Annotated in this window: 16 protein-coding genes; 9 read left to right on the top strand and 7 right to left on the bottom strand. The window is 41.2% G+C overall.

What is annotated here, in order from left to right; translation table 11 throughout:
* Window positions 1-51: 51 nt before the first annotated feature.
* The 7 genes from ACO1XM_RS02640 to ACO1XM_RS02610 all read right to left on the bottom strand — a co-directional run bounded on the left by ACO1XM_RS02640 (window position 52) and on the right by ACO1XM_RS02610 (window position 6,697).
* Window positions 52-765, bottom strand: a complete 714-nt coding sequence (locus tag ACO1XM_RS02640) for an ABC transporter ATP-binding protein (protein WP_486225558.1) — start codon at window positions 763-765, stop codon at window positions 52-54.
* Window positions 766-813: 48 nt separating this feature from the next.
* A complete protein-coding gene (locus tag ACO1XM_RS02635) occupies window positions 814-1,677 on the bottom strand; it encodes an alpha/beta fold hydrolase (protein WP_486225557.1) in 864 nt (287 codons plus the stop codon).
* Between the two features lie 155 nt (window positions 1,678-1,832).
* Entirely contained in the window at window positions 1,833-2,594 is a 762-nt protein-coding gene (locus ACO1XM_RS02630; RefSeq protein ID WP_486225556.1) for an NRDE family protein, read from the bottom strand.
* Window positions 2,595-2,630: 36 nt separating this feature from the next.
* On the bottom strand, window positions 2,631-3,512 hold the full coding sequence (locus tag ACO1XM_RS02625) for a DUF3667 domain-containing protein (RefSeq protein WP_486225555.1): 882 nt from the start codon (window positions 3,510-3,512) through the stop codon (window positions 2,631-2,633).
* Window positions 3,513-3,555: 43 nt separating this feature from the next.
* Window positions 3,556-4,152 carry a ribonuclease HII gene (locus ACO1XM_RS02620; protein ID WP_486225554.1) on the bottom strand — a complete coding sequence of 199 codons (597 nt, stop codon included), beginning with the start codon at window positions 4,150-4,152 and terminating at the stop codon, window positions 3,556-3,558.
* Between the two features lie 277 nt (window positions 4,153-4,429).
* A complete protein-coding gene (locus ACO1XM_RS02615; RefSeq protein WP_486225553.1) occupies window positions 4,430-5,551 on the bottom strand; it encodes a TFIIB-type zinc ribbon-containing protein in 1,122 nt (373 codons plus the stop codon).
* Between the two features lie 36 nt (window positions 5,552-5,587).
* Complete coding sequence (locus tag ACO1XM_RS02610) at window positions 5,588-6,697, bottom strand: SPFH domain-containing protein (RefSeq protein ID WP_486225552.1); 1,110 nt, start codon at window positions 6,695-6,697, stop codon at window positions 5,588-5,590.
* A gap of 273 nt (window positions 6,698-6,970) precedes the next feature.
* On the opposite strand from ACO1XM_RS02610, the gene ACO1XM_RS02605 reads away from it, so the two are divergent.
* Genes ACO1XM_RS02605 through ACO1XM_RS02565 form a run of 9 tightly spaced genes read left to right on the top strand, consistent with a single transcriptional unit; the run spans window position 6,971 to window position 16,042 of the window.
* Window positions 6,971-7,522 (top strand): NUDIX domain-containing protein, encoded by a 552-nt coding sequence (locus ACO1XM_RS02605; protein WP_486225551.1) that lies wholly within the window; start codon window positions 6,971-6,973, stop codon window positions 7,520-7,522.
* 36 nt (window positions 7,523-7,558) lie between these two features.
* The gene (locus ACO1XM_RS02600) at window positions 7,559-8,899 is read left to right on the top strand and encodes an MATE family efflux transporter (RefSeq protein WP_486225550.1); all 1,341 of its coding nucleotides are present in this window, start codon (window positions 7,559-7,561) and stop codon (window positions 8,897-8,899) included.
* A 41-nt stretch (window positions 8,900-8,940) separates the two neighbouring features.
* Complete coding sequence (locus ACO1XM_RS02595) at window positions 8,941-9,489, top strand: acyl-CoA thioesterase (protein WP_486225549.1); 549 nt, start codon at window positions 8,941-8,943, stop codon at window positions 9,487-9,489.
* 49 nt (window positions 9,490-9,538) lie between these two features.
* A complete protein-coding gene (locus tag ACO1XM_RS02590) occupies window positions 9,539-10,213 on the top strand; it encodes a 4Fe-4S dicluster domain-containing protein (RefSeq protein ID WP_486225548.1) in 675 nt (224 codons plus the stop codon).
* Window positions 10,210-10,719, top strand: coding sequence for an NADH-quinone oxidoreductase subunit J family protein (locus ACO1XM_RS02585; RefSeq protein WP_486225547.1), 510 nt, complete (start codon window positions 10,210-10,212; stop codon window positions 10,717-10,719). Before ACO1XM_RS02590 ends, ACO1XM_RS02585 begins: the two co-directional genes overlap by 4 nt.
* The gene (gene nuoK, locus ACO1XM_RS02580) at window positions 10,719-11,021 is read left to right on the top strand and encodes an NADH-quinone oxidoreductase subunit NuoK (RefSeq protein WP_486225546.1); all 303 of its coding nucleotides are present in this window, start codon (window positions 10,719-10,721) and stop codon (window positions 11,019-11,021) included. The genes ACO1XM_RS02585 and nuoK overlap by 1 nt, the downstream gene beginning before the upstream one ends.
* Window positions 11,018-12,934, top strand: a complete 1,917-nt coding sequence (locus ACO1XM_RS02575) for an NADH-quinone oxidoreductase subunit 5 family protein (RefSeq protein ID WP_486225545.1) — start codon at window positions 11,018-11,020, stop codon at window positions 12,932-12,934. The genes nuoK and ACO1XM_RS02575 overlap by 4 nt, the downstream gene beginning before the upstream one ends.
* Before the next feature lie 16 nt (window positions 12,935-12,950).
* On the top strand, window positions 12,951-14,567 hold the full coding sequence (locus ACO1XM_RS02570; protein WP_486225544.1) for a complex I subunit 4 family protein: 1,617 nt from the start codon (window positions 12,951-12,953) through the stop codon (window positions 14,565-14,567).
* A gap of 2 nt (window positions 14,568-14,569) precedes the next feature.
* A complete protein-coding gene (locus tag ACO1XM_RS02565) occupies window positions 14,570-16,042 on the top strand; it encodes an NADH-quinone oxidoreductase subunit N (RefSeq protein WP_486225543.1) in 1,473 nt (490 codons plus the stop codon).
* Window positions 16,043-16,045 lie beyond the last annotated feature (3 nt).

Genomic DNA, 16,045 nt, shown 5'->3' with positions numbered 1-16,045 from the left:
ATTGAAAGACAATATCTAAAATTGATATGGTCTTTCAACACAGAAAAAGGATTAGTGTTCAACAGGTTCTCCCCTGTTTACATTTTCATTCTTTCTATCCCACTCAATCAAACCATCCTTTAAACGAATAATGCGGTGTGCATAATGGGCAATATCGTCTTCGTGTGTTACCATGATGATCGTATTACCTTTGTCATGAAGTTCTTGAAAAAGATTCATGATACTGTAAGATGTTTTGGAGTCGAGGTTACCTGTTGGTTCATCGGCTAATATGATCGATGGATTATTTACCAAAGCACGGGCAATAGCCACACGCTGGCGTTGACCACCCGACAACTCATTTGGTTTGTGGTGCCAGCGGTTATCCAGGTCTACACTCTTCAATGCTTCCATGGCCATTTCATCACGGTCTGACTTGCTGTAACCAGCATAAATAAGCGGCAAGGCTACATTCTCAAGTGCAGAAGCCCTTGGCAAAAGGTTAAAGGTCTGAAATACGAAACCAATTTCTTTATTGCGCACCATGGCCAGTTCATTTTCTGTCATGTCGCTTACCTCCTGATTATTAAGGATGTATGTTCCACCACTGGGGGTGTCCAAACAGCCTACAATATTCATTAAAGTTGACTTACCTGAACCAGAGGGGCCCATAAAAGCTACATATTCACCTTTATCGATGGTGATAGAAATATCCTGCAAAGCACGGACAATGTTATCACCCATTTTGTACTCGCGTGAGATGTTCTTGGTTTCGATGATTTTCATATGCAATAAGTAGCGCTAAGTCTTGAAAATTACAGTTTTCTATCAAAATTATTGCTGTATTGACGTTTTCTGCTGGATAAATGTTACACAACGGTTGATGACTTTATCCTCTTTCAGAATTCTGTTATGTCCTAAGCCTTTGGTTTGAAACAAAATTGCCTGCTGATAAACCTTTTTGATGGCATGGGCATGTTCCATGGTCACCTCTTCATCGTCTTCATCATAAACGAGTAAAAGATCAAATTCATGAGGAATGCGTTTGACAATCTCAAGGGCGGAGAATTCTTCAAAATGCTTACCTGTTTGCTTCAGGATAAAGCCACGAAACAACTTGCCAATGCGTTCCGATGCTTTTAAGGCTTTCAGAAAAGATTTGATGATTTCTTCCCCAATGGTTGGGCTGGCTATGTTAATCTGAACTTTGTTTTGCAGCCCGCTAGCCATGGCATATAAACTGGCAACCCCGCCAAACGAATGAGCAATAATGGCCACTGCTTTTTCCTTCATGTATACGCTTTCAATAACGCTCGCAAACTCCATGATTTCTGTTTTGCTGCCATCACTTTTTCCATGCGCAGGGCCATCAATCGCCACCACTTTGAAACCTTGTTCTATAAAAGGTTCAACAAATTTTCGGAACTGTGTTCCCCTGCCGGCCCAGCCGTGAACCATTAACACAGGTATGCCCTCACCCCAGGTGTAGATTTGAATATGCTTCTCTCCAACCAGAAGTTTATACTGCCTGGCACTACGCGCAATCTCTACTTCTTTTTCGGGTGACTTGTAACGAATTGGTGTAAAAAATAAGTGTTGAAACCAACGGGCTGCCAATGCCGATGATGTAGCCTCCACTTTAGGGAAGAGCCACTGGATGGATCGAAGGGCAAAGGGCACTTTGGATTTTTTACTCATGTTCTAATGTATGGATAAAAGTATAAAAAGGTGTGTCATCTACCCAAATCTGTCTGACCGCTGTTTACCTCCGCTTTCAGCGGTCTGACAGATTACACAGCAAGCATTCTGCCATTTAAAGCATAACACTATTGAAGAAAATTGTTAAGAAGGGTTTACACAACCAACTCATAGGTACGTGTGCTGTGCGCAAAAGTTTGTAAGTCATAAACACGCTCATGATACTGAACATGATTATCATGACGCACCAGCATCACTGTGGAGCAGCGTGTACCATAATTGGGGCTTTTGATAAACATGGAGGACAACATACGTTCACGTTCTATGCCGACACCTGTATCCGGCAATAAATTATCAGCGGCCTGCTCTTCGTTATAGAGCATGGTAAACAATACTTCAGGGTCAACTTCCGGCTTGTTAATAAGCGAGGCAAAGTATGCTTTACCCTTTTCGACTTTTGGCCAGGGGGTATTTAATAAAGCATTACTTAAGCCATGAATGCCAGTGTTAAGTCTTTCTATTCCTTGTTTGTAATTAGATAGATAATAAAGGTCATCAACATTACCCACTAACAAATTAAATCCGTTATAAGCTACAGCTTTTGGCTCTATACTTTGCAGATAGTCATTAGCATGCATGTCTGTCAGCAGAAAGTCAGAGACTAAAGCACCACGCGATGGGGCTGTTTGCTTAAGATTCTTCAAATCGCGGTAATTGGTTACCATGGCCACCCTACCCATTTTGTTCATGGCCATCCAAGTGCCGCTGGCTTCTAAATCGCGCCCCCCTAAAATTTGAGGGTGGTCCGGCCAATAGTCGGCTGCTGCTGTTTTGCGCTGATAGAACTCATCGCGGTTAGCTGCGATAATGAGTTTATAGGCAGGGTGATTATTAAGGGATAAAAAAATTAGACACATAGTTGAATAACTAAAAAGATTATCGTGAAGTTCAAATTACTTCAAGGACCACATGGTAACTACAAAAAGTAAAAATCTATAGCAATGAATAACGATTATCAATGAAGTCAAAAGAGTAGCTGTTGATAAGATGATGCGCCACCATTTGAATTGATAAAATTGTTTCAGTCCGAAGAAAAGCATATAGCCTGTCAAGATGGCAACCGTAGGCGCAGCATAAGTATCAATATCGAATTGACTTGTGTTAAACCCAAGAATCTGAGCTATTACTTGAATAAGTGCTACCAAAAAAGACAAGAGAATGGTTGGGATAAAGAGGATATAAGACGCTAACTCGAAGGTAAAGATTAAGTGGTCGGATACGAACAACCTTTTAGCATAATTAATCAGAAATAAAAAAGGAAAAGTAATAGGCACAATCAGAATCAGTAAAATCTTAGCCCAATTGGTTGAGGTAGCATTATACTTTTCTGCAAACACGCTATGGTCAATTGATGCTTCTTGCAAGTACCTTTGAACATAAGGCTCGATCCATTCGCTATAAGGCATGAAATTGAGCTGCGCATAAAGGCTACTATTGAAGGTTTGGAATATCGGAAAAAAGAAATAAATGAAATTACCAACAAAAAAGAAAGCCACTGGCTTCATGTAGGGCTGCCGCCTGCCAATGGCAATATCTGCTGACATCTTTCCTGGTTTAAGCAGCATTGTTCTAAAGCTATTTAAAAACTTCCCATCAATAAAGGTGAAGGCATTGAGTAAATTATCGAAAAAGTGTTTTATTGATCGATCATAGGGCTCAATTACTTTTTCACCACATTTATTGCAGTACCTGCCTTGAAATTTGCTTTCACAGGTTAAACATATTCGTTCAAGCTCGAAATCAAATTGATCGGGATTTTTCTTGAAGAATTTCATGGATGGCCTAGGTGATTAAAATGCTCATTTTATAACAATATAGTCAAAACAACTCACCTTGTATTGGCAGTAACTGGAAACTCATACGGTGATGTGGTGTAACACCAAGTCGCTCGATTCCTAATCGATGTTCTTTGGTTGGGTAGCCCACGTTGCGCTCCCAGGCATAGCCAGGAAACTGAAGTGCGAGTTTTTCCATTAAATCATCGCGGTAATTTTTAGCTAACACAGAGGCTGCAGCGATGGACAGAAATTTACCATCGCCTTTAATAATACAGTGGTGACTTATTTTCTTATAGGGTGTGAAACGATTGCCATCAATCAGCAATACTTCAGGCTGTAATTTCAACTGATCTAAGGCCAGGTGCATGGCCTTAAAGGAAGCTTTTAAAATATTAATCCGATCAATCTCTTGTGGACTTACCTCAGCAATGGCCCAGGCCAGTGCTTCACTTTTAATGATAGCATCCAATGCCTTGCGCTTTTGAGCAGGTAACTTTTTAGAATCGTTGAGCCAATCATGCTGAAAATTTTTGGGAAGAATAACGGCAGCAGCTACCACTGGCCCTGCCAGACAACCACGCCCTACCTCATCGCAGCCAGCTTCGATTTTATCAGGTGTAAAAGAGGATTGTAACAATGGCAGCTTTTTGGATCAGGCTACAATGTTAACAATAATTGCGCGTCCTGCTTAGAATTTCAAATAGGAAATTATGCCTACAATAAGTATGCTGACGATGAGTATGAGTTCGGGGGCAATTCTTTCCCAATATGCATTGAGATTAAGTGTGCGCTTCATAACGCTGTTCATTTATACTATAAAGGTAACAGAACGTGAATGAAACGATGTATTAAAATACCTAGGTGTTTATACCTAATTTTCAGTGTGTTATACTTAAAATAAGTAAACTATAAATTTAAGACTGGTTTTGCATGAAGAAGTAAATAAGTGCCAGTAATAATAAACCGCCCAAGATGGCAAAAGTAATCTTAACAGCACTGAAGGGCCTGTCTCCCTGCACCTCACCTGTTCTTGCATTGATCAGGAATTGGTAAAGTTTATTATTAAAACGATAGGCGCTAATCCAGACTGGCATCAGGATGTGCTTAAAGGTAGGATCCTTATACGTGCTGTTTGTAAAATGTATCATTTGGGTATCACCACCAATGTCTTGCCGGATGCTTTGCTCAATAATAGGCTCCATCCTTTGCTTGGCTTGTTGGTAGGCACTTCGTATTTCTACCTGATACGTTTCTGTTCGGAAACCGCTCAAATATTTGTCGTTGTACTCCACCAGATTTTTCACATCCCAGGGTTCCAGAGCTCGAAGTTTGTCTTTTTTTAAAGAAGTTGTTGCTTCAATTAAGAGGTCATCAAAAACATTATTAACATGACCACTGGCGGGATACCACCTTGTTTTTTGTACCTGTCTGGTTCTGTTTACAGACTTGCCGTTTTCTGTAGTGGTGTAGTTTTCGGTAACATAATAATGTTCGCCTCTTTGGCCTGTGTAAGAAGTGTCAGTAGAACAATCGAAAGTCCAGTAAGGTAAATACATGCCCGAAAGTTTACCTGCCCGATCGGCATAATGCTTCAAATCATTGGGTGCAAACCATAAGCCCTTTAACCATGTGGCGAAATGCTGCCTTGCCTTCTTCTCATCGATACCAAAAGGAAGCACATATTGTGGTTTGTGCATGCTGGAAGTAGTGCCAGACTGAATAACCAAAGGCGAAGCACAAAAAGGACACTTGTCTGAACTTGTTTTAGGATCGAAGGAAGATATTGCGTGACAGCCATCACATTTTACGGTAGCCACTTCCATTTGATCTTCTTTATCGAAGTTGTTCGCAAGAAAATCTTCCAGTGGTGTTTCCTCTATCTTTCCTGTTAGATCAGGTTGCGCAATTTCATTTTGTGCACCACAATATTCGCAAGCCAGATGCCGGGTGCCTGGCTTAAATTTAAGCAATGCCCCACAACTCTGGCATGCCAATTCGAGGTTAATGGCTTTAGTGCTTTCTGTAAAATTACTCATGACGTCAGGAAGAAATTATCAATCAGCATTCAAGGATTATTGTGGTGGAAGTGGTGGCGGCACTGCACCAAATAACGAGGCCAATTCTGCCACCTCACCCGCTTTTATCCATGCACTCATGCCTTGTTTCCAAACCAGACTTTCACGACTAAAAGTACCTTGCTGAAGCATTTGTTGTAAACTTGTTATGGTTAAAGGACCTTGTTGTTGTCCGTTGACGGCAATAAAATAAGCAGCTGCGTTTGGCAAAGGTGGTGGTGCCTGATTACCTGTCTGTGTATTTTGATTTTGCTGATTGAACATTTGCCCCATTTGCTGCGCCATAGCGAAGCCCATGCCCATACCCATACCTGAGGCGGCATCACTTCCGGGATTCTTGGCAGCCGCTTCCATGGCATTCGCTGCCTGAAATTGCGCATACTGGTTGAGGTTACCCAAAATACCCATGCTGCTACGCTTATCCAGCGCAGTCTCTACTTCTGGTGGCAATGAAATATTTTCCACCAGGAATTTTGTTACCTCAAGTCCATACTCGCCAAACTCAGGATTGATTTTACTGCTTATGAATTTCGACAACTCATCATAGTTAGCTGCCAGATCTAAAACAGGAATTTTACTTTCTGCTACGGCATCCGTAAAGCGGGTAACGATCAGGTTACGCAATTGCTCTGTTACTTCTTCAGTGGTAAAATGTGCCTGTGTGCCTGCAATTTCTTTAATAAACTTACCGGCATCAATTACTTTAATTGCATAAGTTCCGAAAGCACGCAAACGAATAGGCCCAAACTCAGCATCGCGTAGCATAATGGGGTTCTTGGTTCCCCACTTGTTGTCAGTAAAGTTTTTGGTGTTAGCAAAGTATACTTCAACTTTAAAGGGACTGTTAAAGCCATATTTCCAACCCATGAGTGTGGTTAGTACAGGCATGTTCTCTGTACTCAGTTTTACCCTACCTGGCTGGTAAACATCTGCTATCTTACCTTCATTCACAAAAACCGCTACCTGACTTTCTCTTACCGTAAGTTGTGCCCCATTTTTAATTTCATTTTGATGGCGCGGAAAACGCCAAACCATTGTATTGGTACTGTCATCTGTCCATTCGATGATGTCGATTAATTCATTTTTAATTCTGTCCCAAAGTCCCATGTTAGCAGCGGTTAAATTTTACCTACAAATTAATTAATCCATTCGATTTGTTTTAGAAAAATTAAAATGAAAGTCAATTTAGTAGCCACAGATTACGCTGATTTTCTCAGATAGCTACTAAAAAATAGAAGGATTAGGGTTAGCGTTAAATAGAGTTTCAAATCTGGATTAAGCTATTGAGCATGTAGCCACAAAGGATTCAACCGCAAGAACAAAAGCTTGGTATAATTGCTTAAGTTGCAAGCTTAAATTTTAAGATTCGAAGAATCGCATATGTCAAATCAACAATCCTCGTGGGAAACCTTATCTACAGAGATAAAATATGATAATAAGTGGATCACTTTAACAGAACATCAGGTGATTAACCCTGCAGGTGGCAAGGGTATTTATGGTAAGGTTCACTTTAAAAATAAAGCCATCGGCATAGTTGCCCTTGATCTGGACAATAATATCTGGTTGGTGGGGCAACATCGTTACACGCTCAATGAGTGGAGTTGGGAACTACCGGAAGGTGGTGGTGCTTTGGATCAGGATACTCTTGAATCTGCCAAGCGGGAGTTGAAAGAAGAAACCGGCTTAACGGCCAATAAGTGGACAAAGCTGATGCGCTTCCACACCTCAAACTCAGTTACCGATGAAGAGGGACACATCTTTCTGGCAGAAGAACTTACAGAAGGCAAAAATGCATTAGAAGATACAGAAGCCGATATGCAAGTAAAAAAAGTGCCTTTAACCGAAGCCATAAAAATGATTACGGAGGGCGCAATTACCGATAGCATGAGCGTTGCGGGTATTTTATATGTTGCCCGTTTAAAACATATCTGATCTTTCCATTTCTTAACATCGCGCATTCGCTCTATCATGACCCTGAATCAACATTTAAAAACAAACATTACACTCGCCCTGCCTGTGATGCTGAGTCAATTAGGGCATGTTACCATGGGCGTAATGGATAATATCATGATTGGCCGTGTTGGCGCTACCCCATTGGCTGGTGCATCGTTGGCCAATGTTATTTTTAATGTATTGATGTTGTTTGGTATTGGCGTGTCTTATGCGATTACGCCTTTAGTCGCTGAAGCAGATGGTAAAGAGGATAAACAATCCATCATTTCAGTTTTCAGACATGGTTTTTTAATTAATGTATGCCTCAGTTTTATACTGATTGTTGCAGTTATGCTGGGCAAGAGTTTGTTGTATAAAATTGATCAGCCTCAGGATGCCGTTGATCAGGCACTACCCTATTTGAGTATTGTCACCGTTTCCCTTTTACCGATTCTGATCTTTCAATCTTTCAGGCAATTTGCTGATGGTCTTTCTTTAACCTATCTGTCATTGGTTGTTATGATTGCTGCCAATCTGTTAAACATCTTTTTAAACTACACCTTCATTTATGGCCACTTCGGTTTTGAAGCCATGGGGCTTGAAGGTGCCGGTTATGCAACGCTTATCTCTAGGTTCTTTATGGCCATTGCTTTGGCTGTTTATGTATTCTACCATAGTAAGCTTAGAATCTACCGTGCCATTTTTGCTTTTGGCAGCTATTCCAAAAAAACTTTTAACAACCTACTCCATATTGGCGTGCCGGCTGGCATGCAATTCATTTTTGAAGTGGCGGCATTCGATTTTAGTGCTGTCATGATGGGATGGCTCGGCACCAATACACTGGCTGCCCACCAAATTGCCATTAACCTGGCCACCATCAGCTACATGACTACCAGTGGTTTGGGGGCCGCTGCAGTTATCAGAATTGGTAATTACATAGGTAAAAATGATTATAAAAATGTAAAGGCTTCTGCTTATTCGCTGATAGGTATGGCTTTAGTAATCATGCTTGTTTGGGGCTTTATTTTCTATATCGGACGATTCTGGTTTCCTTCACTTTATATCAACAATGCTGATGTAATTGCCATTGCTGCTCCCTTACTTATTATTGCCGGCTTCTTTCAATTATCTGATGGCATGCAGGTAGTGTGTGCAGGCGCTTTACGAGGTTTACAGGATGTGAAAATCCCTTCACTTTACATTTTTATTTCTTACTGGATTATTGGTTTGCCCCTGGGATATTACCTGGCTTTTAAAGCTAACATGGGGGCTATTGGCATTTGGTCAGGTTTACTCATCGGGCTTACACTCGTTGCACTGGCTCTTTTCTTAAGGCTCAGGTCGTTAATGAACAAAAGAGAACTTGAGGCGGAGTAAGTAAAAGATAGTTGTAACTTCGTCACAGAACCCTTTAAACCATGGAACCTAAATCCGTACGCCTTTCTCAAACTACTATCACAGAATTGATGATTCCCTCCTACGCCAACTTTGGCGGGAAGATTCACGGTGGAATTTTGCTGTCGCTGATGGATAAGGTGGCTTATGCCACTTCTAGTAAACATGCGGGCACTTATTGCGTAACAGTTTCAGTAGATAAGGTTGAGTTTTTGCAACCTGTAGAAGTTGGAGAATTGGTATCGCTCCATGCTTCCGTTAATTATGTGGGCAATTCTTCTCTGGTGGTGGGTATCAGGGTTGAAGCACAAAATGTAAAAACCGGAATTATCAAGCATACCAACTCGAGTTATTTTACCATGGTAGCTAAAGGTGATGACGATAAACCCACTACAGTTCCACCACTGCTGCTGGAGCATAGTGAAGACGTAAAACGTTTTATCGAGGCCATGCGCATGAAGGAGATTAAGCGGAAAGTGCGGGAAGAAATGGACGATGCCAACTCAGCCATCGATATTGCGCGGGCGCCCGAACTTTTAAAGGCGGAGCGTTGTGTTATAAAATTTCACTAGTCTGATTTGAACCCTTATTTATCAGGCTTGTTTTGTATTTTTGATGCCTGTGGACAGAACTGTAACTTATTGGTCTTCTTTAGCCGATGCCTTTAAATCGCTTTCAGCCGGGTTAAGGTTAACCCTGCGCCATTTTTTTAAAGCTACTAAGAGTCAACCGGTTAAATCAATTAAAGCCGCTGACTACTTTAGCGAAAGAGAGGGTATTGCCACCATACAATACCCGCATGTTCAATTACCTGTTCCGGATATAGGGCGTTACAAGCTTCATAATGAGATAGATGACTGCATTGTCTGCGATAAATGTGCTGTGGTTTGTCCTGTTGATTGCATTACCATAGAGCCTATAAAGTCAGCTGAAGTAATTGGTAAGACCTCTGATGGAACTTCCAAACGGATATATGCGGCCAAGTTTGATATTGATATGGCCAAGTGCTGTTTTTGTGGTTTATGCACAACGGTATGTCCTACCGAATGCCTGACCATGACGAAGGAATATGATTTCAGCGTGTTTGACCTGAAAGAACATACTTTTGCTTTCGGAGATATGAATGCTGCTGATATTGATGAAAAGAAGAAAGCGTGGGACGAACATCAAAAACTTAAGGCCGCGGCCAGTACAGCTACAACAGCACCTTCAACTGCCAATAGTACTGAAGCACCAAAACCAGCCAAACCTGTTTTTAAACCCAAGATCAAACCACCCAGTCCTCCCTCGGCATGAGTCTGCTTAACTTTATTTTTTATTTCTTTTGCGTGCTGGTAGCCGGATCGGCCATAATACTTTTGTTTGTAAAGAACATATTTCATGCTGCCTTAGCTTTGTTGAGTTGCTTATTGGGGATAGCAGCACTTTTCATTTTGTGTATGGCTGAATTTTCGGCTGTAGCACAAATTCTATTGTATGCGGGTGGTGTAGTCGTGTTACTTATCTTTGGAATTATGCTCACCAATAAATCTGGTGCCCAGCCAATTCCTATTGGTAATACTGGCATATTCGGTGGTGTATTAGTAGGTGGTTCTCTCTTTTTTCTGCTTCTCTTTTTTGTAAATAAATCGATCTTCATGCTGCCGTTACAAAAGCCATCAGCTGAGAGCAATACGATAAAAACAATTGGTGTTGAGTTGCTGACTGATTATGTTTTGCCATTTGAGATTACCGGTATTTTATTGTTAGCCGTATTGGCTGGCGCAGCTACCATTGCAGGTTTTAAACCAAGCAAGAACTAATGCCTATACAACCACTATACATATTGAGTGCCTTACTCCTGTCCATTGGCTTAGTCATTGTAATAGTGAAGCGCAATGCCATTATGGTTTTGATGGGTATTGAGCTAATGTTGAATGCAGCAAATATTAATCTGATCGCCTTCAATCAAAAAAATACACAAGCATTGGATGGTCAGGTATTCTCCTTGTTTGTAATGATTGTTGCCGTTTGTGAAGCTGCCATTGGTCTGGCGATTATTCTTCAGGTGTATCGTCATTATAAAACATCTGTTCCTGATGAAGTAACTGAATTGAAAGGATGAGCCAGGCACTACTGATCAATTTACTTTTTTGTTTGTTGGCTTTGCCAATTGTTTCAGCTATGCTGGCGCAGTTAATTACTGAAAAATACCGTTGGCTCAATCCACTCTTGGCTGTTTTATTTCTATTACTGACTACCATTACTGCAGTTAGCATTTGTCTGGCGCAATGGAATGAAGCGTCTGTTATTTTGGAGCATAACTGGTTTGTTTTAGGTGACTCTACAATCACCGCTGGCTTCTACATCAACAATGTAAGCCTGGTGATGGTGTTGATTGTCAGCTTCATTTCCTTGATGGTTCATCTTTTTTCCAGCGGCTACATGGCAGGTGATAAATTTGAAAAGAGCTATTATACCATGCTGGGCTTTTTTACTTTCTGCATGTTAGGCTTAGTGCTGGCTAATAATATTTTACTGCTGTTTGTATTTTGGGAACTGGTGGGTTTTTCTTCTTACACACTTATTGGGCACTGGCGCGAAAAAGATGCAGCCGCTAAAGCTGCTGGTAAAGCTTTTATCATCAATCGAATAGCTGACTTGGGCTTTATTGCCGCCATACTTATTCTGTATACCCAGACCACTAGTTTTGGCTTAACAGAAGCAATACAAGTAACGAATGAGTTCTGGCGAAATGCTGCGGCTATCAGTTTGTTAATTGCTGTTATGGGCAAGTCGGCCCAGGTTCCTTTTTTTGACTGGTTACCCTCTGCCATGGAAGGCCCAACCCCTGTGTCTGCTTTAATCCACGCAGCCACCATGGTGGTTGCTGGTATTTTTTTACTGATCAGAATGTTCCCGCTCTTTAGTGCTGAAGTTTTGGATATAGTTGTGATTGTCGGAAGCATTACTGCTTTGCTGGGAGCGCTGGCTGCTTTACACCAATACGACATCAAAAAGATTCTAGCCTACTCTACTATTTCTCAATTAGGCTTGATGCTTGCAGCTGTAGGCTCCGGTGCTTATGGTGTTGCGCTTTTACATTTATTTACACATGCCTTTTTTAAAGCAGGTTTATTCCTGAGTGCGGGGGCTATTATTCATGTACTCCACCAGGCACAGCATAGTGCACATGTTCATTTCGATGCACAGGACATTCGGAATTTAGGAGGATTAAAGAAATTGATGCCTGTTACAGTAATTTGTTTTACTGTTTGCAGTGCTGCTTTATCAGGTTTCCCTATGTTATCAGGCTTTCAATCGAAAGATGCTATTCTGGTAAGTTTGTTTAACTGGTCAGGAAATTCATGGAAGCTTATATTCTCTTGGATTGTTGTCATCTCTTCTGTTCTAACGATTCTTTACAGTGTGCGCATGTTGTGGTACATCTTCTTTGCACCCGCTAAAAAAACAACTCTATTGAAAGTAAATGAAGCTCCCGGGATTTTACGCCTACCTATTATTTTGCTTTCTGTTTGTTCTTTATGGTTTGTGGTTTCTGTACATCCACTTGAATACAATGGCTGGTTACTCAATAGCATACAACCCGCTAAACACTATTTATTCATCACCTGGCTATCCATGATACTGATTCCTGCCTTCTCTGTACTAGCCTGGTGGTGGTATAGAAAAAAAGAAGTAACGAGCGTCTATCCTGTTTTTAAAAATGGCTACTACCTCGACAGGGTATATGATAAAGCTGGAAAGAAAGCTGCGCTTACCCTGGCTTATTCTGTGCAGAAGAGTGATCAAGGGATTGATAGTTTTATTCATGTGTTAGCTTATGCGCAGGTAACTTTTGCGCATCTACTCGCCTGGTTCGATAAGTGGATTATCGATGGCGCTGTGAATGGAATCGCCTGGGGGGCAAGACAGACGGGGGCTTTGTTGCGTTCTTTTAGTGGCGGTAAAATTCAGACTTATATTTTCTGGACAACCATCACACTGATAATTTTTCTATTTTGGATTTTGTTTTAACATGTTGTATTAGCTGATGCAAGCCTATTTACTTTCTTTATTGCTTATAATACCGTTGGCAGGTGCTTTGGTAACGCTTGCTATGCCTTCAACTTTCAGGCAATTCAGGGTAATAGCCCTCGTAGCCAGTCTGCTTCAGGTTATTGTTCTACTGTTGATCTTCAGTCACTACTCAACACAACAACATGGTTTACAACTTATTGAACTAAAACCCTGGATTACACTGGACATGGGAGCCTGGGGTATTCTCAAAGCTAATTACTTTTTAGGGGTCGATGGTCTTAGCTTACCCTTGGTAGCATTATCGGTAATTGTGGTTTTGATTGCAGTTATCTCTTCATGGAAAATTGAAAAAAGTCCTAAGGGTTATTTTGCATTGCTGCTTATATTAAACGCTGCGGTCATTGGTACATTCTGTGCTCAGGACTTCCTGCTCTTTTATCTCTGCTTCGAGTTTATGTTGTTACCCATGTTCTTTCTCATTGGTATATGGGGAGGTGTTAAACGGGAATATGCTTCAATCAAATTTTTCCTTTACACCTTATTGGGTTCAATCTTCATCCTGATCGTAATGATTGCGCTTTACCTGTCAACGCAAAGTATAGGTGATGGACAATTGATCGTCCATTCTTTTAGTCTGGTAGACATGCAAGAGGTAAACAACATTATCAGCAATTCTATTTTAGATCCGCAACGCAACGTAAGTATATTAGGTATGTCGGCCAGAACGTGGGCCTTCATCTTACTATTCATTGGCTTCGGTATTAAATTACCCATGATACCCCTGCACACCTGGTTGCCTGATGCACACGTGGAAGCGCCAACACCTATTTCTGTTTTACTGGCTGCACTATTATTAAAAATTGGTGGTTACGGCTTACTCCGAATTACCTATCCCATCTTTCCGGATATTGCTTTGGAGCTAAGTTGGTTAGTGGCACTCTTTGGTGTGGTGTCTATCATATATGGTGGCCTTGCTGCCATGGCCAGCAAAGATTTAAAAAGACTGATTGCCTATTCTTCCGTTTCACACATGGGCTTTGTATTGCTTGGTGTTGCCTCTGTTACACCGGAAGGGAGTGCGGGAGCTATTTATCAAATGGTGAGTCATGGCATAATCTCAGCTATGTTATTCTTATTGGTAGGTGTATTGTATGATCGCACCCACGACAGAATGATTGGTAACTACTCAGGACTTTCAAGTAAGATGCCTGTTTACTTTACTTTTACGCTTATTGCTTTCTTTGCTTCCCTGGGCTTACCGGGGCTGTCTGGTTTTATGGCGGAGCTCATGGTTTTCCTTGGGGCATTTAAATCCGGTAGCACCAACTATTTATTGCATGAAAGCTTTGCTATCGTGGCTACTTTCGGTTTAGTGTTGGGCGCTATCTATTACTTATGGACATTACAAAGAATGTTCTTTGGTAAGTTTCATGTAAAACCAGGCATCAATGGCAATTTGGCCGATGTTGATTTGCGGGAGAAGATCATGCTAATCCCTCTTCTCTTTATTACAGTTGCTTTAGGTATCTTCCCTCAAGTACTACTTAATTTTATTAATCCTTTTGCCGAAGCCTTCAGTACCTCTATTATTGAAAGTGGTAAAATGGTAAAAGCTTTACTTCAGCCATAACCATGCAGGGGATAGCAGAAAAGTTAGAATGGATTCAATTAAGTCTGGGGTATTTTTTTCCCGAACTACTGCTGTGTATCAGTGTGCTTATTCTTTTGCTAGCCAGTCTATTTACTAAAGCACAGGGAAGAGTTGCTGATATTTTTGCGTTATTATTTTTCACCGGAATATTCATTCTATCATTGTTCCAGTATCATGAAGTATCCTCCAATATTCCGCTCTTCAGCGGTATGCTTCGGCTTACTAGTTTTTCTATCTACTTAAAGATACTGATTGATCTGGCGGCTGTGCTTACGGTACTTCTCTCCTATTCACAACAAGAACGCAAAGGAGAATATTATGCCTTGATTGCTACAGCTACCTTGGGAGCACATCTGTTAGTCATGAGTAGTCATTTGGTAATGGCCTTTCTTGCGTTGGAACTTATCTCCCTTCCCTCGTATGCATTAGCCGCATTCGGCTTTCAGAAAAAAAGTATGGAGGCTGCACTCAAGTACTTTTTGTTTGGATCCGTAGCTTCAGCCATCATGTTGTATGGTATGTCCATGCTCTATGGTCAAACACTTACGCTAGGTTTCACATCCGCTGAATTCGCTAAGGCCATCTTGAGTGGACAAAATTATTTTTTAGTTATCAGCGTGTGTTTTGTACTGGTTGGATTTCTGTTCAAAATGAGTAGTGCACCGGTGCATCCGTGGGCGCCTGATGTGTATGAAGCATCGCCTACACCTGTCGTTGCCTTTTTTTCGGTGGTGCCTAAGTTAGCAGGGTTGGGAATTCTCATTCACTTTGTCCAAGCTTTAAACCTGGGCGGATCCTCCTCTATCCGTTGGTATATTATCATTAGCCTTATTGCTGTACTCACCATGGTCATAGGCAACTTTGCTGCCTTATTACAAAAAAATCCGAAACGTATGATGGCCTATTCATCCATCGCGCAAAGCGGTTTTTTGTTGATTGGTGCCATAACACTTACTGAACAAGGTATAGTGGTAATGCTGTATTATGCAACGGCCTTTCTATTGGCCAATTACCTGGTGTTTTGGTACATCGCTCATTTCGAGCAGCACGCGGTAGTGGAAATTGAAGATTATGCCGGAGTTGGAAAAATGTACCCTTTTGCCTCCATTATGCTTTTAATCGGTCTGGTATCATTAACCGGTTTACCCCCGACAGCAGGCTTTATGGCCAAACTCTTCATTTTCTCCTCCTTATGGTCAATCTATGAAAGTTCACAGGCCATTATTTACCTGATGGTGTTTTTTGTGGGCCTACTCAGCACCGTTGTTTCACTCTTTTTTTATTTAAAAATTCCTTACCAGGCCTTTTTAAAGGCAGAAAGTCAAGCACTTACGATTAAAAAATCAGTACCAGTAAATCTTTTCGGAATAATTGTGGTTATCATGCTGTTAGTGCTATTCTTCATGCCATCTGGTTTGATGGGTTGGTTGAATAGGATTAACTTTGCACTTTGATAC

The sequence above is a fragment of the Chryseotalea sp. genome, assembly GCF_057350905.1.
This window is presented reverse-complemented; position numbering and strand designations above follow the sequence as displayed.

Bases quoted from the DNA above. Each gene is read 5' to 3' on its own strand.
- ACO1XM_RS02570 (WP_486225544.1), top strand. From the start codon at position 12,951: ATGCAAGCCTATTTACTTTCTTTATTGCTTATAATACCGTTGGCAGGT.
- ACO1XM_RS02605 (WP_486225551.1), top strand. From the start codon at position 6,971: ATGTCAAATCAACAATCCTCGTGGGAAACCTTATCTACAGAGATAAAA.
- ACO1XM_RS02635 (WP_486225557.1), bottom strand. From the start codon at position 1,677: ATGAGTAAAAAATCCAAAGTGCCCTTTGCCCTTCGATCCATCCAGTGG.
- ACO1XM_RS02610 (WP_486225552.1), bottom strand. From the start codon at position 6,697: ATGGGACTTTGGGACAGAATTAAAAATGAATTAATCGACATCATCGAA.
- ACO1XM_RS02600 (WP_486225550.1), top strand. From the start codon at position 7,559: ATGACCCTGAATCAACATTTAAAAACAAACATTACACTCGCCCTGCCT.
- ACO1XM_RS02585 (WP_486225547.1), top strand. From the start codon at position 10,210: ATGAGTCTGCTTAACTTTATTTTTTATTTCTTTTGCGTGCTGGTAGCC.
- ACO1XM_RS02595 (WP_486225549.1), top strand. From the start codon at position 8,941: ATGGAACCTAAATCCGTACGCCTTTCTCAAACTACTATCACAGAATTG.
- ACO1XM_RS02630 (WP_486225556.1), bottom strand. From the start codon at position 2,594: ATGTGTCTAATTTTTTTATCCCTTAATAATCACCCTGCCTATAAACTC.
- ACO1XM_RS02615 (WP_486225553.1), bottom strand. From the start codon at position 5,551: ATGAGTAATTTTACAGAAAGCACTAAAGCCATTAACCTCGAATTGGCA.
- ACO1XM_RS02575 (WP_486225545.1), top strand. From the start codon at position 11,018: ATGAGCCAGGCACTACTGATCAATTTACTTTTTTGTTTGTTGGCTTTG.
- ACO1XM_RS02625 (WP_486225555.1), bottom strand. From the start codon at position 3,512: ATGAAATTCTTCAAGAAAAATCCCGATCAATTTGATTTCGAGCTTGAA.
- nuoK (WP_486225546.1), top strand. From the start codon at position 10,719: ATGCCTATACAACCACTATACATATTGAGTGCCTTACTCCTGTCCATT.
- ACO1XM_RS02640 (WP_486225558.1), bottom strand. From the start codon at position 765: ATGAAAATCATCGAAACCAAGAACATCTCACGCGAGTACAAAATGGGT.
- ACO1XM_RS02565 (WP_486225543.1), top strand. From the start codon at position 14,570: ATGCAGGGGATAGCAGAAAAGTTAGAATGGATTCAATTAAGTCTGGGG.